The sequence below is a fragment of the Bacillus cereus genome (assembly GCF_002564555.1).
Lineage (GTDB): Bacteria > Bacillota > Bacilli > Bacillales > Bacillaceae_G > Bacillus_A > Bacillus_A cereus_K.
Window position 1 is genome coordinate 383,036 of the sequence record NZ_NUVD01000020.1, and the last position, 18,389, is coordinate 401,424.

Sequence of the window (18,389 nt, forward strand, 5' to 3'; positions counted from 1 at the left end):
GTAATTTGATAAAATAAAAATAATTAAATTATATTAAAAAAGTTTCAAGGGGAAGTGTGAAGAAAATGGAATTGCTAAAGGGGAATGTAGTGAATTTAAATGATACAGCTTACTATAATAATCGCGAGTTAAGTTGGTTAGCTTTTAATGAACGTGTACTACAAGAAGCGCAAGATGAAAGTAATCCACTTTTGGAAAGATTAAAGTTTATTAGCATTTTTAGTTCGAACTTAGATGAATTTTTTATGGTGCGCGTGGCAGGTTTGAAAGATCAAGTAAGCGCAGGATTTAACCAACCAGAAAATAAAGCGGGGTTAACACCGAAAAAGCAGTTGAATAAGATTGCGGTAAAAGCTCATGAACTAATGACGGTACAATATAATACATTTAAAAATTATGTATTACCAGCACTTGAACTAGAGGGGATTGAACGTCTAACATTTCATGATTTGACGAAAGAGCAAAGAGAATTTATTGAAGAATATTTCGATGAACAAATTTTCCCAGTGTTAACTCCTGTAGCAATTGATGCGTACCGTCCATTTCCAATGTTGTTAAATAAAAGTTTGAATTTAGCTACTATTTTATATGATGAGAAGCAAGCGGAAGAAGAAAATCGTACGAAGTTAGGGATTGTACAAGTGCCTTCTTTACTAGAGCGTTTCATCTTTTTACCGAGTGAAGGACAAAAGCATAAATTTATTTTATTAGAAGATGTCATTAGTGGTTTTACCCATAAATTATTCACAGGATATAAAGTATCATCTGTTACTCGTTTCCGTATTACACGTAATGCGGACTTAACAATACATGAGGAAGGTGCACGTGATTTATTAAAAGTAATTGAAAAAGAATTGAAAAAACGTAAGTGGGGAGCTGCTGTTCGTTTAGAAGTTGGGAAAGAACACATCGATGAAAGGGTATTGGCGTTATTGTATGAGGTGTTAGAAGTAAAAGATGAAGATGTATACATGATGGATGGACCGTTAGATTTAACATGCTTATTCTCTTTATATAAAAAATTAGCACCACTATATGAGCATCTTGTATACCCAGCTCTTATTCCACAGCCTCCTCAAGATTTAAGTGATGAGGAAGATGTATTTGAAAAAGCGCTAGAACATGATATTTTATTACATCATCCTTTTGAGTCATTTCAGCCAGTCGTTGATTTTGTTCGTGATGCAGCAGATGACTCGAATGTACTTGCAATCAAACAAACATTATATCGTGTGAGTGGAGATTCTCCGATTATTCAGGCGCTAAAAGTAGCGGCTGAAAAAGGAAAACAAGTGACAGTGTTGGTGGAGTTAAAAGCAAGGTTTGATGAAGAGAACAATGTTCATTGGGCTAAAGAATTAGAACAGGCTGGATGTCACGTTATTTATGGTGTGAGTCACTTGAAGACGCATAGTAAAATCACGCTAGTTGTAAGAAGAAAAAACGGAAAAATCGAAAGGTTCGTACATCTTGGGACCGGAAATTATAATGATGCAACAGCGAAGCTATATACCGATTTTGGCTATATTACATCACGAAAAGACTTTGGAGTCGATGCAACAAATTTCTTTAATTATTTGAGTGGTTATACAACGAAACCACATTTTCATCATTTATCGGTTGCACCATTTGATATAAGAGAGCAATTTATGGATTTAATAGATGAAGAAATTCGTTATCATAGGCAATATGGAAATGGATATATTATTGCTAAGATGAATTCATTAACAGATAAACCATTAATAAAAAAAATGTATGAGGCATCACAAGCGGGAGTAAAGGTAGAACTCATCGTTCGAGGAACATGTTGTTTAAGACCTGGTATTCCAAATGTAAGTGAAAATATTCGTGTAGTTAGTGTAGTTGGAAGGTATTTAGAACATAGCCGAATTTATTATTTCCATCACAATGGAGATGAGAAAATATATTTATCTTCAGCTGATTTGATGACGCGAAATATGGAAAAAAGAGTAGAAATATCTTTCCCTATTTTAGATATTGAAATGAAAGCAAGAATAAAGGCGATTTTACAGCTTATTTTAGCTGATAATGTGAAAACAAGGGAACAAAATAAAGATGGTGACTATTATTATATTATTAATGGTAGTACAGAAGAAATTGATAGCCAAGTGAATTTGTTTAAGATGGCATATCAAAATACAGACGCTGAATAATAAAAAAAAGTAAAAACCTCTTATTGAAATGAAGAGGTTTTTACTTTTTTCTACTCATATGCTCCAAAAATGGGAGGATAGGCAGAAATAATAGTTTTTATTATAAGCGTGTAATGAGGTGGTTCGTTGAGTGAATAACATTTGAAAGAATCGTTATTTTAAATTAGTAATAGTATGGTTGTTGACAAGGTCCACCATAACAAGGATAAGGTGCTGGTGGTGGGAAAGGTGGTGGATAAGGCGGATAAAACGGTCTAGGACCGAAAGCTAATGCACCACCGAGTAATCCGCCAGCAATTCCAGCTAGAAATGGAACGCCGAAAAATGGAAAGAATCGTGAGTCGCCTACTGGGCCAATAGGTGCTGAACGAACTGGGAATGGTTGATAATATGGATACATGAATAAACCTCCTTTATTGGACTCACTTTTATCATATGGTAAACGAAACGTGGATGAGCGCGTACAAGAAAGGATATGTAAGAAAATAGGCGAATTATTACGAATGTTGTAGGGTGAAGAGTGTAATTTCAGGTTTTGACATAAACCGGAATGGGACACGTGTTCTTCCAAGTCCGCGATTAACATAGAGAGTTAAATCTTGAATGTTATAGAAACCTTCAACGTATTGTTGTGCAAGTGAAGGGGTAATGATAGCACCTAAAAACGGAATTTGTACTTGTCCGCCATGGCTATGTCCAGAAAGTTGAAGATCGATTGGGTATGTAGCGATTTGTGAGGCAATATCTGGTTCGTGAACAAGAACAATTGTATAAATATTTTGCTGCGCATGTCGTAATGTTTCCCTTATTCTCGGTTTACCGAGTAGTATATCATCAAGACCGAAAATAGAAATTTCACTATTATCTAGTAAACGAATTCGTTTTTCGCTATTTTGTAATAGTTCAAATCCAGATTCACGCATGATGTGATCATAGTATTCAGTTCCATATCCGCCGTGATCATGGTTACCATAAATAGCAAATTTACCGAAGGGTGCTTGTATATTCTTTAAAATGGATGCAACGAAAGGAGTGTCAGTATATGTTTGGTAATTATCAATGAGATCACCAGTAAAAAGGACAATATCTGGGTTTGCAGCATTAATCTTAGAAATGATTTGAGATAAATGTTGGAGCGAGAAATAGTATCCGAGATGTAAGTCGCTAAACTGAAGAATCTTCATACCGTGAAAACTTTTTGGTATAAGCTGTGATTTAAGTGTGTGCTGTGTAAAAGAGAGCATATAGGGTTCGATGTATTTAGCGTAATAATAACCGATACTAGTGGTTATAAATGAATATAGACAAGTGCGCATGCCAACTTTTAAAAAATTTCTTCTTGTAATTTGCTTCATAAAAGTATGAGTATACCTATTTGGTTTATATCATGTGTTTTTGTTCCATATACAGGTTACTCAAATCTCCTTTCAGTTTTATTTAAAATATATTTTAAATAATAAAGTAGTAGTATAGATTATAGAGAAAATGAATGAAAAGAAACCTCTTTACGTTAAAATATCAGAAAACTTAAAAAATATAAAGATTTCTATCAAATAAAGTGATAAAATGAATGTGTATTCATTTTTGGGAGGGATATATGTGAAAGAGAAGGTAGTAATTATAACAGGTGGATCGAGTGGAATGGGAAAAGGAATGGCAACTCGTTTTGCAAAAGAAGGGGCACGAGTTGTTATTACAGGGCGTACAAAAGAAAAATTAGAGGAAACAAAGTTAGAAATTGAACAGTTTCCAGGGCAAGTATTGCCTGTACAAATGGATGTACGAAATACTGAAGATATTCAGAAAATGATTGAACATATTGATGAAAAGTTCGGACGAATTGATATTTTAATAAATAATGCAGCTGGCAACTTTATTTGTCCAGCAGAAGATTTATCTGTGAATGGCTGGAATTCGGTCATTAATATTGTGTTAAATGGTACATTTTATTGCAGTCAAGCTGTCGGAAAGTATTGGATTGAGAAAGGTATAAAAGGAAATATCATTAACATGGTAGCGACATATGCATGGGATGCAGGTCCAGGAGTTATTCATTCAGCTGCAGCAAAGGCTGGAGTATTAGCAATGACGAAAACGCTTGCTGTTGAGTGGGGACGTAAATATGGAATACGAGTTAACGCGATCGCACCAGGGCCGATTGAACGTACGGGCGGTGCCGATAAATTATGGATTTCAGAAGAAATGGCTAAGCGTACACTACAAAGTGTGCCACTTGGAAGACTAGGTACGCCAGAAGAAATTGCGGGTCTAGCTTATTATTTATGTTCAGATGAAGCTGCGTACATAAATGGAACATGCATGACAATGGACGGAGGACAACACTTGCATCAATATCCATTTTAAGAGGGATGACCAAATGAATGTTTGATTCATTTTTCGTGGTAAAATGTGACGGAATTGTGACATGTGAAAGAAAGGTATTTACAAGAGGTCATATATACGGTATATTTAAGACCTCTTTTTTCTTCATAGTAGAATTGCTAATTCCCCTTAGCATTTTACCCCTCTAATCCCTTCAGGAGAACTGAAGGGATTTTTTATTATTTTTCCGTAAATATCGTGTTATAATTTTTGAAAAGTAAAGGGAGGGAAGCACGTTGATAGATGCATTAGATGTAATGAGTAACTTGGATAAAGTCCTTCCTTATTATCAAGCTATTTTTAGTGCTGATGAACATACAGTAATTGGATATGAAGTAGTAGGACGTATTCAAACAGAAGAGGGCATACAAAGTTTAGCTTCGTTCTTTCATGATGATTCTATTCCAAGTGAGTTTCAACTGGAAGCGGATAACATCATAGTAGAAAAAGCTTTAAACCGTTATTTAGAAAGTGATCAAAAATTATTATTATTTATACATCGGAATGCTAATGTATTAATGAATGATGAAGATGAAAGTTTACTTCAACTTTTATTAATGTATGAAAAACAAGGTTTGAATTTGAAACATATTGTTTTAGAAATAACAGAGCATGAATGCAAAGAAGATATAGAACAATTTAATCATTTGCTTATGTATTATCGTACATATGGTATTCAAATTTCGATTAATAAAGTTGGAACGGGTACAAGTAATTTAGAACGTATTAGCGTGTTAGCGCCTGATATTTTAAAAGTAGATTTAACAAACTTAAGGCAAACTGCACTTATACAATCTTATCAAGATATTTTATATTCCTTATCTTTACTTGCTAGAAGAATTGGTGCGACATTGTTATATGAAGAAATAGATGCTTTTTATCAACTACAATATGCTTGGAAAAACGGTGGTAGATACTATCAAGGTAATTATTTAAAAGAATGTTTACCTGATTTTATTGAAACGAATGTTTTAAAAGAGCGACTTGGTAATGAGTGTCATCAATTTATTCAGCATGAGAAAAAGAAGTTGCAAAAAATTTATCATTTAACAGAGATGTTACGTGATCGAATTGGTGATGTTCTGTCAAAACAAAAAAAGAATGAAGATATAAATGATTGGTTATTACAATTTAGCCAAAGTATATCACAATGTAGTTTTCGCATATTTATTTGCAATGAAGATGGTTTTCAACAATCAGGTAATATTATGAAAAAAGATGGGGAATGGATTGTGATGCCGGAGTATTATATGAAGAACTGGAGTTGGCGTCCGTATTTTCTTGAGAATATTATGAAAATGCGTTTTGAAAATAAGGCGAGACTTTCAGATTTATATGCCGATATTGAAACTGGTGAAATGGTACGGACATTTTCTTTCCCGATTGATGATGAAAACTTTTTATTTATAGATTTATCTTATGAATATTTATATGAAGAAGATGTTTTATTTTAATGCACGAAGAGATTCGTGCATTTTTTGTTTGTTTTTATCAGAAATTGGTAATAGTGAAAATGGTGATGAAAATGCTGTCTATCGTTGTAAAGATTTTACGAACGAAACCATCCCTTTCTTTGCATAATCATTGTTACAATGATTACTACAAAGACAAGTTCTTTTAAAAGGAAGGTGAAAAAATGAGGAAATATGGAATATGGTTTGTTCTATTTGTTTGTGTTGCCTTTCTCGTTGGTTATAGTGTCACAACTGTTTTAGGGAAAGAAGAAGTGAAAGTCGATCGGAAAGAAGTGTTTACAACGATACAAAAAGGCTATGAGACCCAATTTTCAATTCGTGGGAAGCGTTTGCCGATGAACAAGATGATAGAGACGTTATCACCGTATTTTACAGATAATTTCCTTCAAGTATTTACAGATGAAAATAGTAGAAGTGATAAGCAAAGTGGTGAATATTTACTTCCAGCAAAAGCAGCGCCGTTTTCTTTTAATTCAGAAACGAAAATGTCGTATGATGAAGAGCATAAAAATTTATATGTATATGAGCGGGCGAAAAGTGGTCAATATCAAATTATAACCTTGCAAAGGGATCAAGGGAAATGGAAACTAGCAGGGTATCATGAAAGTCAGGAACTTTTAACTGAAATAAAAAGGTTACAACAATTATAAGAATAGGAATAGGTAGAAACCTATTCCTATTCTATATTGAGTAGCTGTTGTAATTTTTCGATTTGAAAACCTGCAACCACTTCTCCATCGATTATAACTGTTGGAGTTGAATAGGAATCATAGTCGTATAAAAGACGATTGCGAGCAGCAGCGTCTTTTTTTACGTCAAATTCTTCATATGCAACGTTATTATGCTTTAAAAATTCTTTCACAATGACACATGGCGGACAATCGGGTTGTGTGTAAACCTCAATTTTTTTCATTGTAATTCCTCCTTTTTTCTGTTTTTTATTATATTCTTCTAGTATAAAAATCGCAATAAAGAGGGGAAAAGATGTTCTTTCTATTTTTTCCTTCGAATTTCGACAAATTTTTAGTTGAGTTTCTTGCCAAGAACCTTTATCCTAGAGTGTGGAACATTTTTTCTGTTATGACGGATAGAATGAGTATAGCTGTAAAACCTATTGGTAGGCAGATTAGAGAAAGGAGAGATTTCATGTCTCTACTCCAAGGAATTTTAACTCGACTTGTTAGTCTACAAGAACAAGCTGTAAGCGGTGAAGTAGCACAACGCTACTTTGAAGTGAACGGTGAACGCAAATGTAGCGTGAAATTTTTCGATAAAAGTGAAATGTATGAGTTAGAAGTGTATCAACAAGGTGAAAAACCTCAAGTGTATCAATTCGATAATATCGATATGGTTGCAATTGAGATTTATGACATCATTTCTTGATACATATAAAAAAGGTACTGCCATATGGCGGTACCTTTTTTAGTTCTATTACTTCCCAATATATGTATAGGAGTTTGTCGTTTTTCCTACAATGGTAATAAAGTGAAATTTTAGTCGGTGAGGGTTTGTCTATCTCACCGGATTAGTAGCACACACCAATCGGTCTGCTTGCAAATAGCGGAATAAATATAATAAGGAGGTTTGTAGTATGGAGCGTTTACCAGTTGTGGTTTGCCCTAATTGCCAAAATTCTGATGAGATTATTCATGTATTAACAGCTCAATCTAATCAAAATGTAATTTATACGTGCCAAGTATGCCATTATGTAATTCGAAATATTGAAACGAATAAAGGATAGTAAGTTATAATTTTTATTTTTGTCCCATACAATGAGAATACGAAAAGTCTGTCTAATTGAAAGGACGTGACTATGTGGACGGTGAACATAAATTTTATAATGTTTCAGAGAGACATTTGAATTTTGATATGGTCTTTAACCGCATTTGTAGTTTCATTGAAAAGGATCCACGAAATTTATATCGATTATCTATTGGGACAGACTCACAAGCACATCAAAAGGATACGAGATTTATTACGGCAATCCATATTCATCGTGTTGGAAAAGGAGCCTGGGGATGTTTACACCACAGGTCAGTAAAAGATAAGCCGGAAACATTACGGGAGAAAATATATTTAGAAACGCAGTTTAGTCAAGAAATCGCATGCCTATTTACTCCTAATCATATACAAACAATATGGGACTTATTGCATCCATATGCTCAAGATGGGGCCGGATTTATAATGGAAATTCATTTGGACATAGGGAATGATGGCTTAACAAAAGAATTTATTTTAGATATGACAGCGAAAATTCAAGCGATGGGATTAACTGCAAAAATTAAGCCGGATGCTTATGCGGCATTTAGTTATGCAAATCGATATACGAAATAACAAGAAATACATTCTATATGTTTATGTTACATGTTTCTTGTTTGAAACTGAATATTACATCTATTAAATAGGTCGAAGATTGTATATAATGAAGATAACGATGCGAGTATAAGGAGAGGGGTATATGCAAGGGGAACTTGTTTTAACGAAAGAAGAACAAAGTTTGTTACTAGATATTCTATTTCAGCAAAATTATGCGAGTGAAATTTTAGCTGTGGAACTTACGGATATTGAGAATGGTTTAAAACAGACAGATGTGACGCAATATAAAAAAATCACAAGGTTATTTTACAGATTGAAAAATAAAGGGTATTAAGAGCTACCGGAATGGTAGTCTTTTTTTTGTGTTGTATGCTAAAATAACTGTGTAATTGTATTTTTATTGAAATAAATTTAGGACAAAATAATAATATGAAAACGCTGTCATAAAATATGAATAGAGTCGGTGAATATAAGCAGGAAAAGGGAAAATGGGGGATGTAACATGATTAGTATTCCGAAAGACGAGTTTCAACAAATTCTTGTGAAGGATTTAATGATTTCATCAGAAAAGGTAGCGCATGTCCAAATCGGGAATGGTTTAGAGCATGCTTTACTTGTTCTTGTAAAATCTGGATATTCGGCGATACCTGTTTTAGACCCAACGTATAAACTGCATGGGTTGATTAGTACTGCTATGATATTAGACGGTATGTTAGGTTTAGAGCGTATTGAATTTGAAAGGCTTGAGAATATGAAGGTGGAACAAGTGATGAAAGAAGATATTCCGGTTCTTAAGTTAGAAGATTCATTTGCTAAAGCTTTGGAAATGACAATTGATCATCCTTTTATTTGCGCTGTCAATGAAGATGGCTATTTTGAGGGTATTTTAACACGCCGAGCTATTTTAAAATTGTTGAATAAAAAAGTGAGACAGCATAATCGATAACATGAGAAAAGTGGCTTCATAGAAACGGAGAAGTCACTTTTTTTTTCGTGCATATCAGTGGTGTATGTATTATATTTAAAAAGATAAAAAACATAAGAAAAGTTTGAACGGAAAAATCATATTTTCTGTATAAAAGTATTTCGTTAAATTAAGGATGAAAAGCTTATTGAAATAAGGTGTATGGAAGCTAAGGAAAGAGGGAGAAAGTTGCAAATTGATGATTTTCAAATGATGGTTGTGTTAGCTCAGGAATCAAATATGAGAAAAGCGGCGGAACGTTTATTTGTTTCCCAACCTGCGCTTAGTCAACGATTACAATCTATGGAGAAACAATGGGGAATGAAGTTTTTTATTCGCTCACAAAAAGGATTGACAATTACACCTGAAGGGGAAAAAGTTGCGAATTATGCAAAGGAAATGTTGCAAAGGGAAGAGGATATTAAAAGTGAGTTAGCTGTTTTTAGAACAGAAACTCACGGAACGTTAAAAATAGCTGTCGCATCGGTTATTGGTCAATATTGGCTTCCGCCGGTATTGAAAAAGTTTGTACATAAATATCCGTCTGTGAAGATATCTCTGTTCACTGGTTGGAGCAGTGAGGTACAAAAACAATTTTATGAGGGCGACGTTCATGTTGCTATATTAAGGGGATCACAGGAATATAAAGGGCAAAAGACGCAATTATTTGAAGATGAATTATATTTAGTTGATAAAGAAATAAAAGATATTTCGATGCTAAAAGAAACAAATAGACCATTTATTCAATTTAAAAGTGATTCGACTTATTATGGACAAATACAAAATTGGTGGTACGGGTTATTCTCTAATCCGCCTAAGCGAACAATTGTAGTTGACCAAATTGAAACGTGCAAACAACTTGTTTTAAATGGTATAGGTTATGCTCTATTGCCTTCTACTGTTTTAAAAGAAGTGCAGGGAAATATGTATAAAACACCTGTTCAATTAACAAGAGAAACATGGTTATTGACGAGTGAATCGGCAAGACAATTGAAGCAAGTACAAGCATTTTTAGAAATTATAGAAGAAATTCAAATGGAAAAATAGGATTATTATCTTGCTACTCGCTCTATCGTTTGGTAGAGTAACATTATAAATGGATTTAGGAGGCAACAAGAATGAAAATGATGGACGCTAACGAAATTATTTCGTTTATTCAAAAAAGTGAAAAGAAAACTCCTGTAAAGGTATACATAAAAGGGGATTTAAAAGAAGTAACATTCCCTGAAACAGTACAAGCATTTGTAAATAAAAAGTCTGGTGTATTATTTGGGGAATGGTCTGAAATTAAGACAATTCTTGATGAAAATAACAAGTACATCGTTGACTACGTTGTAGAAAACGATCGTCGTAATTCTGCAATTCCAATGCTTGATTTAAAAGGTATTAAAGCTCGCATTGAGCCAGGCGCGATTATTCGTGACCACGTTGAAATCGGCGACAACGCTGTTATTATGATGAATGCAACAATTAACATCGGTGCTGTAATTGGTGAAGGTTCTATGATCGACATGAATGCAGTACTTGGTGGACGTGCAACTGTTGGTAAAAACTGTCACGTAGGTGCAGGTGCTGTACTTGCAGGTGTTATTGAGCCACCTTCAGCAAAGCCAGTTATCGTTGAAGATGATGTTGTAATTGGTGCAAACGTAGTTGTATTAGAGGGCGTTACAGTAGGTAAAGGGGCAGTTGTAGCAGCAGGAGCTGTTGTAACAGAAGATGTTCCTCCATATACAGTTGTTGCAGGTACTCCAGCACGTGTAATTAAAGAAATTGATGAGAAGACAAAAGCAAAAACTGAAATTAAACAAGAGCTTCGTCAATTAAACCCAGAGAAATAAAAACAAAAAAGCGTAAGAGCATAAATGAGCTCTTACGCTTTTTATAGATAGAGGTGCAAAAATGACAGTGAGCAAATTCGTCCAAATTCGTAGAGACTTACACAAAATCCCGGAAATTGGATTTAAAGAGTGGAAAACACAACAGTATATTTTAGATTATATAGGAACGCTTTCGAATGAATATGTGGAAGTGAAAGTATGGAAAACGGGTGTCATTGTTAAAGTAAATGGAAAAAATCCAGAAAAAATTATAGGTTATCGTGCAGATATAGATGGTTTACCAATTACAGAGGAAACTGGATATGAGTTTACTTCTATCCATGAAGGCATGATGCATGCATGCGGACATGATTTACATACAACAATCGGTTTAGGCCTTCTAACAGCAGCTGTAACGGAAAGAATAGATGATGACCTTGTATTTCTATTCCAACCAGCAGAAGAAGGGCCAGGGGGGGCTCTTCCTATGTTAGAAAGTGAAGAGTTAAAAGAATGGAAACCGAATATAATTCTAGGCCTTCATATTGCACCTGAATACGCTGTAGGAACAATTGCCACAAAAGAAGGTCTGTTATTTGCGAATACATCAGAATTATATGTTGATTTAAAAGGAAAAGGTGGACATGCTGCTTACCCGCATACTGCAAATGATATGATTGTTGCAGCGAGCCACCTTGTTACACAACTGCAATCTGTTATTAGTCGTAATGTGAACCCTCTTGACAGTGCGGTAATTACAATTGGAAAAATCACAGGTGGTACAGTTCAAAATATTATAGCAGAAAAATCTCGCTTAGAAGGCACAATCCGTACATTATCAGTAGAATCAATGAAGCGTGTGAAAAGCAGAATTGAGGCAATTGTTGCAGGTATAGAAGCCTCCTTCCAATGTGAAGCAGTTATTGACTACGGAGCGATGTATCACCAAGTGTATAATCATGAAGAATTAACGAAAGAGTTTATGCAATTTGTACGTGAACAAACTGATATGAATGTAATTACATGTACTGAGGCAATGACAGGTGAAGATTTTGGTTATATGCTTCGAGAGATTCCTGGATTTATGTTTTGGCTTGGAGTAAATTCAGAATATGGTTTACATCATGCGAAATTAAAACCAGACGAAGAAGCGATTGAAAAGGCGATTCTATTTATAGACCAATATGTAAAGTGGAAAGGGAATAGAAATTAACAAATTCAATTGGTTGTCTAATAATGAGCAGGGGTTTTTAGCCACTGCTCATTATTAATTGTCGGTCATTAGAAGTAACTATTGTATATCTGTTTACTTTTCGTGTGAAAAATGTGTAAAATCAATGTGAAACATAGAAAAAGGGTGGGGAATTACGTGCAAATTAGCAGTGCAATTTTGTGTTGCGTCTTATATGCTTATGTTATTATTGCTGCGGTTTATTTTGGGATAAGTTTTTATGCTTACCGTTTAGCTGATAATAATGAGTATGGCGAAACATATAAATGGGTGAAGAGATATTTATCGCCTGTACTAGAAATTATGAATGGGTTTGTACTCTTTTTATTTATTGGATTAATTGCTTTCTCAACGAGTTTAGTTGGGAATAAAACTACGTTATTTGTATTAGGTATCATTATTTTTATGTTGTTAGGCATCAGGATTGGTAATACGGTGTTTTGGAATGAGAGAAAAGTAGATGGTTGGACGGGAATGTTGATCCCTTGTATGCTAGCTGCAATCGTGACAAATATAGAACATGAATATTATCAATTGCATTTTTGGCTTATTATCGTTTTAACAATTCTTTCTGTTTTATATATAAGTACAGTAGTACTAACATACATTGCACATGAAAAAGGAGATGTTAAAGGTACTCGCTTCTTTAGAGGGCGAGCACTATTTTGGAGTGTGCCAACGATGGCGGTTATAGGGATTATTGCGATATTAGTAAATGGATATCAATTTTCTAATTGGCAACTGTTTTTAGAAAATTGGTGGGGTTTCATCCTATCACTTATTGCTTTTTTAGGTGCAACGCACTATTTATTCCATCAACATCATTACATATGGGCGCTGTTATTTGCATTTACGCAGCTTCTATTTGCTTTTTTTGGTCAAGAAACACTATTGTTCGTTTTTGAAACATTTAGTTCATTTGGAAATATATTTGTATTTGGCATGTTACTTGTTGGTATCACCTTTTATTTACAACAATATTTTTATATACAAAAACAAAAATAAATGCGATCTACAGGTTTTTGTGACGTATATAAAGTATGTTACAATGAAAATACATAGTACTTGAAGTTATTGGAGGAGTTCCTGTGAGTGAGAAAGAAAAAGAATTTGCTGTCATTGGGCTCGGGCGTTTCGGTGGAAGTATTTGCCGAGAACTAGCTCAATTAGGTATGGAAGTAATGGCAATTGATTCAGACGAGGATAAAATTAATGAATTTGCAAATATAGCTTCGCATGCTGTAATTGCAGATTCAACAGATGAGATGGTATTAAAAAGTCTAGGTATTCGTAATTTTGATCATGTAGTTGTTGCTATTGGAGATAATTTAAATTCAAGTATTTTAACAACGTTAATTTTGAAAGAGTTAGGTGTAAAAAATATTACTGTAAAAGCTCAAAATGATTATCATGAAAAAGTATTAAGTAAGATAGGTGCAGACCATATTGTGCATCCAGAACGTGATATGGGAAAACGGATTGCTAATAACATTGCATCAAGTAATGTGTTAGACTATCTTGAGCTTTCAGATGAGCATAGTATTGTAGAAATTATTGCAAATAAAAAAATTGATGGGCATTCTTTGATCGAATTAGATATCCGTGCGAAGTTTGGATTGAATATTGTAGCAATTAAACGCGGTAAAGAAGTTATCGTCTCTCCTCGAGCTACGGAAAATATTCAAACGGGGGATATATTAATTGTAATTGGTCATGATGATGAAGTAGATCGCTTTAAACACTTTTTAAGATAAGAAAAAAGGACAATGTCATGAAGGCATTGTCCTTTTTTTTTATATTTCCATAATGATTGGTAAAATCATTGGACGACGTTTCGTTTTCTCGTATAGGAATGGTGCCAATGTATCTGTAATTTCATTTTTAATTTCAGACCATTGTGTTGTTTTACGCTCCATTACTTTTTCTAAATGAGTTGTAATTAATGTTTGTGCATCATTGATTAAATCGCTGCTTTCGCGCATGTACACGAAACCGCGGGAGATGATATCAGGTCCTGCTGCAACTTTAAATTCTTTCATATCAATGCTTACAACTACAATAACAAGTCCCTCTTCAGAAAGGATACGACGATCGCGTAATACGATATTACCGATATCTCCAATACCATTTCCATCAATGTAGACAGAGCCAGATGGAATTTTTCCAGCTACGCTTGCTTCATCTGAACGTAAAGCAAGAACATCTCCATTATCCATGATGAAACAGTTTTCTTCTGGAATGCCACAATCATTCGCTAATTTCATATGCATACGTTGCATACGATACTCACCATGAATTGGCATGAAATACTTCGGTTTAATTAGACGCAGCATTAGTTTTTGCTCTTCTTGTCCACCATGTCCACTCGTATGGATGTTTGAAAGTTTACCATGAATTACATCAGCGCCAGCGCGATACAACATATTAATTGTACGGCTTACACTAATTGTATTTCCTGGAATTGGTGAAGAAGAAAATACAACTGTATCGCCAGGGATAATTTGAATTTGACGGTGTGTCCCGTTTGCGATACGTGAAAGTGCTGCCATTGGTTCACCTTGACTACCTGTACATAGAATAACAACTTTATTAGCTGGTAGGCGGTTTAATTGAGATGCATCTATGAATGTATCTTTTGGACAACGGATGTAACCGAGATTCTGTCCAATCTCAATAGCTGCTTCCATACTTCGACCAAATACAGCCACTTTACGATTGTTTTCAACGGCAGCTTCAATCACTTGTTGTAGACGATGGATATTTGATGCAAAGGTTGCGAAAATGATACGGCCGTCAACCTTGCGGAAAATATCTTGAATGCTATCACCAACGCGGCGTTCAGACATTGTAAAGTTTGGAACTTCACTATTTGTACTATCAGATAAGAGACAAAGTACACCGTCTTTTCCGATTTCAGCCATTTTTGTTAAGTCCGCTGGTTCACCGACTGGTGTGAAATCAAATTTGAAATCACCAGTATGAACAACTTGTCCTTGAGGTGTTTTCACAACAACTCCGTATGAATCTGGGATACTGTGAGTTGTACGGAAGAAGGAAACAGATGTCTTTTTAAATTTAATCACATCATCTTCTTGAATTTCATAAAGTTTTGCTTTACGAAGTAATCCGTGCTCTTCTAATTTGTTTTTGATTAGTGCAATTGCTAATTTTCCACCATAAATCGGAATGTTCACTTGACGCAATAAGTAAGGAATTCCACCGATATGATCTTCGTGACCATGTGTAATGAATAATCCTTTGATTTTATCTTCATTTCGCACAAAATAAGTGTAATCTGGTATTACATAATCGATTCCGAGGAGTTCGTCTTCTGGAAACTTAATTCCAGCGTCGATTATAATAATTTCATCTTGAAATTGAACAGCATATGTATTTTTACCGATTTCACCAAGTCCACCTAAAGCAAAAACGGCAGCCTGATCATTCTTTAGAAATTTCATATGACTATACGATCTCCGCTAATGTTAAATCAGCGTTTTGTTTTTCATATTCAAGATGAGCACCAGTAACAGACTGAACAAACTCGATATTATATGCGAACTTATTTAATTTTTTACGAACATCCTTTTCAGACGTAGCCTCTAAATATAAAACTTTTGTATTTTCACGTACTGGAACCTCAGTCATTTTTTCTTGATAAAATACTTTAAAAATCATTGGGAAAACCTCTCCTTGTCTATGTTTTGCATTATCTGTTACTTATTATAAAGCAAACAGTCACGATTTTCATGTTTTTTCGAATGAGAATGAAGAAAAAGCCCGAAATGGGCACAATTTAAGCGATTGTCTTTTTACGGACTAGATCGTTTAAATAACGCTTGAGCTTTTTCTTCAGCTTCTTCAGCATGATTACTCCTTCCTTTCCTTATTTTAAACATGCATATTACTAGTGAAAACTCCGTCTCTAGTATAAGAAAGAGGACAAAAGTGAATTGTGAATTTTGTCCTATCTCATATAGTGAAAGTTATTCTATAGTAACGTTTAGTAGCCGTTAGTTATAGGTATAGTATGAGAAAGAATGGAAAAGAAAATTCATACGAACAAGTATCCACATTTTTTACTAATATATATATGCAGGTTTCATAAATAAGGTTAGAAAGTGAACGCTTTCTTCACAGATGTTTAATATGTTATACTTTTTTTTAGAATTTGAAAAGCGATAATCAAAATGGGAATGTAAAGTGCCAGAGAGGATTTTGACAAATGAATGATAAAATTGTCTTTTTTGATATTGATGGAACATTATTAGATCATGATAAAAAAATACCGCAATCTACACGGGATGCAGTAAAACATTTACAAGAAAAAGGTGTGCATGTAGCAATTGCGACAGGACGTGCGCCGTTTATGTTTGAAGATATTCGTAAGGAACTTAATATACATAATTATGTTAGTTTTAATGGACAATATGTTGTCTTCGAAGATGAAGTAATATTTAATAATCCGCTACATCCAGATGCTCTACATAAGTTTACTCAGTTTGCAAAACAAGAAGGATATCCACTTGTATATCTTGATCATCAAGATATGAGAGCATCAGTGGAATATCATGATTATGTGAAAGAAGGATTCGGAAGCTTAAACTTTGAGCATCCAGCATATGAACCTGATTTTTATGAGAAACGTGATATTTATCAGACACTTCTTTTCTGCGAAGTAAATGAAGAGGAAAAGTTTATTAATCAGTACCCAGATTTTCATTTTATTCGTTGGCATGCGTATTCAATGGATATCATTCCAAATGGTGGTTCTAAAGCGAAAGGGATTGAGAAATTCATTGAGAAATTAGGATTTAACCGTGAACAAGTGTATGCATTTGGGGATGGTTTAAATGATTTGGAAATGATTGAAGCAGTTGGGACAGGTATTGTGATGGGAAATGGTCATGAAGATTTGAAAAAACTTGCGAATCATGTGACAAAGGATGTTAGTGAAGACGGTATATACCATGGATTAAAATGGGCTGGATTGCTATAAGTATATATGGGACCCATTTCATAAAATAAAAAGGCGGGAGATTAACTTCCGCCTTTTTTTGTGGGCTAATAAATCAGAGGGGATAGTCCACACTGATTAAAGTTTCACTTTATTATTATCGCTCTAGAGGTTTTGAATCATCGGGAGCAGTAAATGGATTTTCTTTATTAATATGGTCATAGAACATAACACCATTTAAATGATCAATCTCATGTTGGAATACGATTGCGGGTAAACCTTTTAAACGTAATTTTACTTCTTCGCCGTTAATAGATGTCGCTTTCACTGTAATTCTTGTGTAGCGAGGGACATAGCCAGGTACTTCACGGTCTACAGATAGACAGCCTTCACCGCTTGGTAAATATGTACGTTCAACAGAATGACTAATGATTTTTGGATTGAATAATGCATGGCTATATAACGTACCATTCGTATCAGTTACATGAACCGCGATCATTTTCTTAGAAATACCAATTTGCGGAGCTGCTAATCCGATTCCAGGGCGTAAACTGTATTTTTCAGCCATTTCAGGATCTTGGCTATTTATTACAAAGTCAATCATTTCTTTAAGGGTATTTGTATCTTCTTCACTCGCCGGTAACGACACCTCTTCTGCAACATCTCGCAAAATTGGGTCTCCTTCGCGAATTACATCATTCATTGTAAGCATATGTAATCTCTCCTTTCCTCTTTAGTCTACCAAAGGAGATGGAAAAAGTCATCGGCAAGTAAGGGGGGCTATTTGCAAAGCGTTCTTCTATAGATGAGTTATGTGCGTGATAAAAAGAAAAGACGGCAAAGCCGTCTGTTTCTTTCCATAGTTGTTTCATTTTACATTAGCGAATGCAAGCAGCACCAACGATAATTAAAAGGATAAACAACACAACGATTAAGGCAAAGCCGCGTCCAGATCCGCCACAAGAACCGCCATAACCGTAGGAAGGATATGAACAAGTTGGATAGCAATATGAGTATCCGTACATGAGATGACCTCCTTTATCATTTCCCGCTAATACTGCGGTTACTAT

22 protein-coding genes are annotated in these 18,389 nt (G+C 34.6%); 15 read left to right on the plus strand and 7 right to left on the minus strand.

The features are described from left to right. Positions 1–65 precede the first annotated feature (65 nt). On the plus strand, positions 66–2,174 hold the full coding sequence (locus tag COI75_RS12520) for a polyphosphate kinase (RefSeq protein WP_000421693.1): 2,109 nt from the start codon (positions 66–68) through the stop codon (positions 2,172–2,174). A 163-nt stretch (positions 2,175–2,337) separates the two neighbouring features. Here the strand turns inward: COI75_RS12520 and COI75_RS12525 are convergent, their stop codons facing one another. After that, the gene (locus tag COI75_RS12525) at positions 2,338–2,574 is read right to left on the minus strand and encodes a hypothetical protein (RefSeq protein WP_000283733.1); all 237 of its coding nucleotides are present in this window, start codon (positions 2,572–2,574) and stop codon (positions 2,338–2,340) included. 97 nt (positions 2,575–2,671) lie between these two features. Beyond that, on the minus strand, positions 2,672–3,529 hold the full coding sequence (locus COI75_RS12530) for a metallophosphoesterase (RefSeq protein WP_002095365.1): 858 nt from the start codon (positions 3,527–3,529) through the stop codon (positions 2,672–2,674). Positions 3,530–3,773: 244 nt separating this feature from the next. On the opposite strand from COI75_RS12530, the gene fadH reads away from it, so the two are divergent. From fadH to COI75_RS12545, 3 genes are all read left to right on the plus strand, one after another. Next, complete coding sequence (fadH, locus tag COI75_RS12535; RefSeq protein WP_000660915.1) at positions 3,774–4,538, plus strand: 2,4-dienoyl-CoA reductase; 765 nt, start codon at positions 3,774–3,776, stop codon at positions 4,536–4,538. 254 nt (positions 4,539–4,792) lie between these two features. After that, positions 4,793–6,010, plus strand: a complete 1,218-nt coding sequence (locus tag COI75_RS12540; RefSeq protein WP_000564308.1) for an EAL domain-containing protein — start codon at positions 4,793–4,795, stop codon at positions 6,008–6,010. A gap of 182 nt (positions 6,011–6,192) precedes the next feature. Continuing rightward, the gene (locus tag COI75_RS12545; RefSeq protein WP_001233800.1) at positions 6,193–6,681 is read left to right on the plus strand and encodes a DUF3993 domain-containing protein; all 489 of its coding nucleotides are present in this window, start codon (positions 6,193–6,195) and stop codon (positions 6,679–6,681) included. 26 nt (positions 6,682–6,707) lie between these two features. Here COI75_RS12545 and COI75_RS12550 read toward each other — a convergent pair whose 3' ends face one another. Further along, positions 6,708–6,944 (minus strand): glutaredoxin family protein, encoded by a 237-nt coding sequence (locus COI75_RS12550; protein ID WP_000717874.1) that lies wholly within the window; start codon positions 6,942–6,944, stop codon positions 6,708–6,710. A 233-nt stretch (positions 6,945–7,177) separates the two neighbouring features. Between COI75_RS12550 and COI75_RS12555 the strand changes: the two genes are divergently transcribed. From COI75_RS12555 to COI75_RS12600, 10 genes are all read left to right on the plus strand, one after another. Then, a complete protein-coding gene (locus tag COI75_RS12555; RefSeq protein ID WP_000055152.1) occupies positions 7,178–7,414 on the plus strand; it encodes a YkuJ family protein in 237 nt (78 codons plus the stop codon). 208 nt (positions 7,415–7,622) lie between these two features. Further along, positions 7,623–7,772, plus strand: coding sequence for a hypothetical protein (locus COI75_RS26905; protein ID WP_000440543.1), 150 nt, complete (start codon positions 7,623–7,625; stop codon positions 7,770–7,772). Positions 7,773–7,846: 74 nt separating this feature from the next. Then, on the plus strand, positions 7,847–8,365 hold the full coding sequence (locus COI75_RS12565; protein ID WP_000348521.1) for a ribonuclease H-like YkuK family protein: 519 nt from the start codon (positions 7,847–7,849) through the stop codon (positions 8,363–8,365). Between the two features lie 124 nt (positions 8,366–8,489). After that, complete coding sequence (gene abbA / locus COI75_RS12570) at positions 8,490–8,681, plus strand: antirepressor AbbA (RefSeq protein WP_001161203.1); 192 nt, start codon at positions 8,490–8,492, stop codon at positions 8,679–8,681. Between the two features lie 168 nt (positions 8,682–8,849). Further along, entirely contained in the window at positions 8,850–9,293 is a 444-nt protein-coding gene (cbpB, locus tag COI75_RS12575; protein WP_000623578.1) for a cyclic-di-AMP-binding protein CbpB, read from the plus strand. A gap of 180 nt (positions 9,294–9,473) precedes the next feature. After that, on the plus strand, positions 9,474–10,358 hold the full coding sequence (locus COI75_RS12580) for a LysR family transcriptional regulator (RefSeq protein WP_033657067.1): 885 nt from the start codon (positions 9,474–9,476) through the stop codon (positions 10,356–10,358). A gap of 71 nt (positions 10,359–10,429) precedes the next feature. Further along, positions 10,430–11,152, plus strand: coding sequence for a 2,3,4,5-tetrahydropyridine-2,6-dicarboxylate N-acetyltransferase (gene dapD, locus COI75_RS12585; protein WP_000783243.1), 723 nt, complete (start codon positions 10,430–10,432; stop codon positions 11,150–11,152). Between the two features lie 61 nt (positions 11,153–11,213). After that, on the plus strand, positions 11,214–12,344 hold the full coding sequence (locus COI75_RS12590; protein ID WP_000218666.1) for an N-acetyldiaminopimelate deacetylase: 1,131 nt from the start codon (positions 11,214–11,216) through the stop codon (positions 12,342–12,344). Positions 12,345–12,500: 156 nt separating this feature from the next. Further along, the gene (locus COI75_RS12595; protein WP_001167308.1) at positions 12,501–13,367 is read left to right on the plus strand and encodes a hypothetical protein; all 867 of its coding nucleotides are present in this window, start codon (positions 12,501–12,503) and stop codon (positions 13,365–13,367) included. An 83-nt stretch (positions 13,368–13,450) separates the two neighbouring features. Next, positions 13,451–14,116: a potassium channel family protein gene (locus COI75_RS12600; protein ID WP_001290443.1), complete on the plus strand. Its 666-nt coding sequence runs from the start codon at positions 13,451–13,453 to the stop codon at positions 14,114–14,116. Between the two features lie 39 nt (positions 14,117–14,155). On the opposite strand, the gene rnjA is transcribed toward COI75_RS12600, so the two are convergent. Together rnjA and COI75_RS12610 are read right to left on the minus strand one after the other, a co-directional pair. Then, positions 14,156–15,823 (minus strand): ribonuclease J1, encoded by a 1,668-nt coding sequence (gene rnjA, locus COI75_RS12605; RefSeq protein WP_000670366.1) that lies wholly within the window; start codon positions 15,821–15,823, stop codon positions 14,156–14,158. A gap of 4 nt (positions 15,824–15,827) precedes the next feature. Continuing rightward, on the minus strand, positions 15,828–16,040 hold the full coding sequence (locus COI75_RS12610; protein ID WP_000576442.1) for a DNA-dependent RNA polymerase subunit epsilon: 213 nt from the start codon (positions 16,038–16,040) through the stop codon (positions 15,828–15,830). 547 nt (positions 16,041–16,587) lie between these two features. Between COI75_RS12610 and COI75_RS12620 the strand changes: the two genes are divergently transcribed. Further along, entirely contained in the window at positions 16,588–17,361 is a 774-nt protein-coding gene (locus COI75_RS12620; protein ID WP_000998264.1) for a Cof-type HAD-IIB family hydrolase, read from the plus strand. A gap of 115 nt (positions 17,362–17,476) precedes the next feature. Here COI75_RS12620 and def read toward each other — a convergent pair whose 3' ends face one another. Together def and COI75_RS12630 are read right to left on the minus strand one after the other, a co-directional pair. Further along, positions 17,477–18,031, minus strand: coding sequence for a peptide deformylase (gene def / locus COI75_RS12625; RefSeq protein ID WP_000957069.1), 555 nt, complete (start codon positions 18,029–18,031; stop codon positions 17,477–17,479). Between the two features lie 166 nt (positions 18,032–18,197). Further along, positions 18,198–18,344, minus strand: coding sequence for a YjcZ family sporulation protein (locus COI75_RS12630; RefSeq protein WP_000274562.1), 147 nt, complete (start codon positions 18,342–18,344; stop codon positions 18,198–18,200). Positions 18,345–18,389 lie beyond the last annotated feature (45 nt).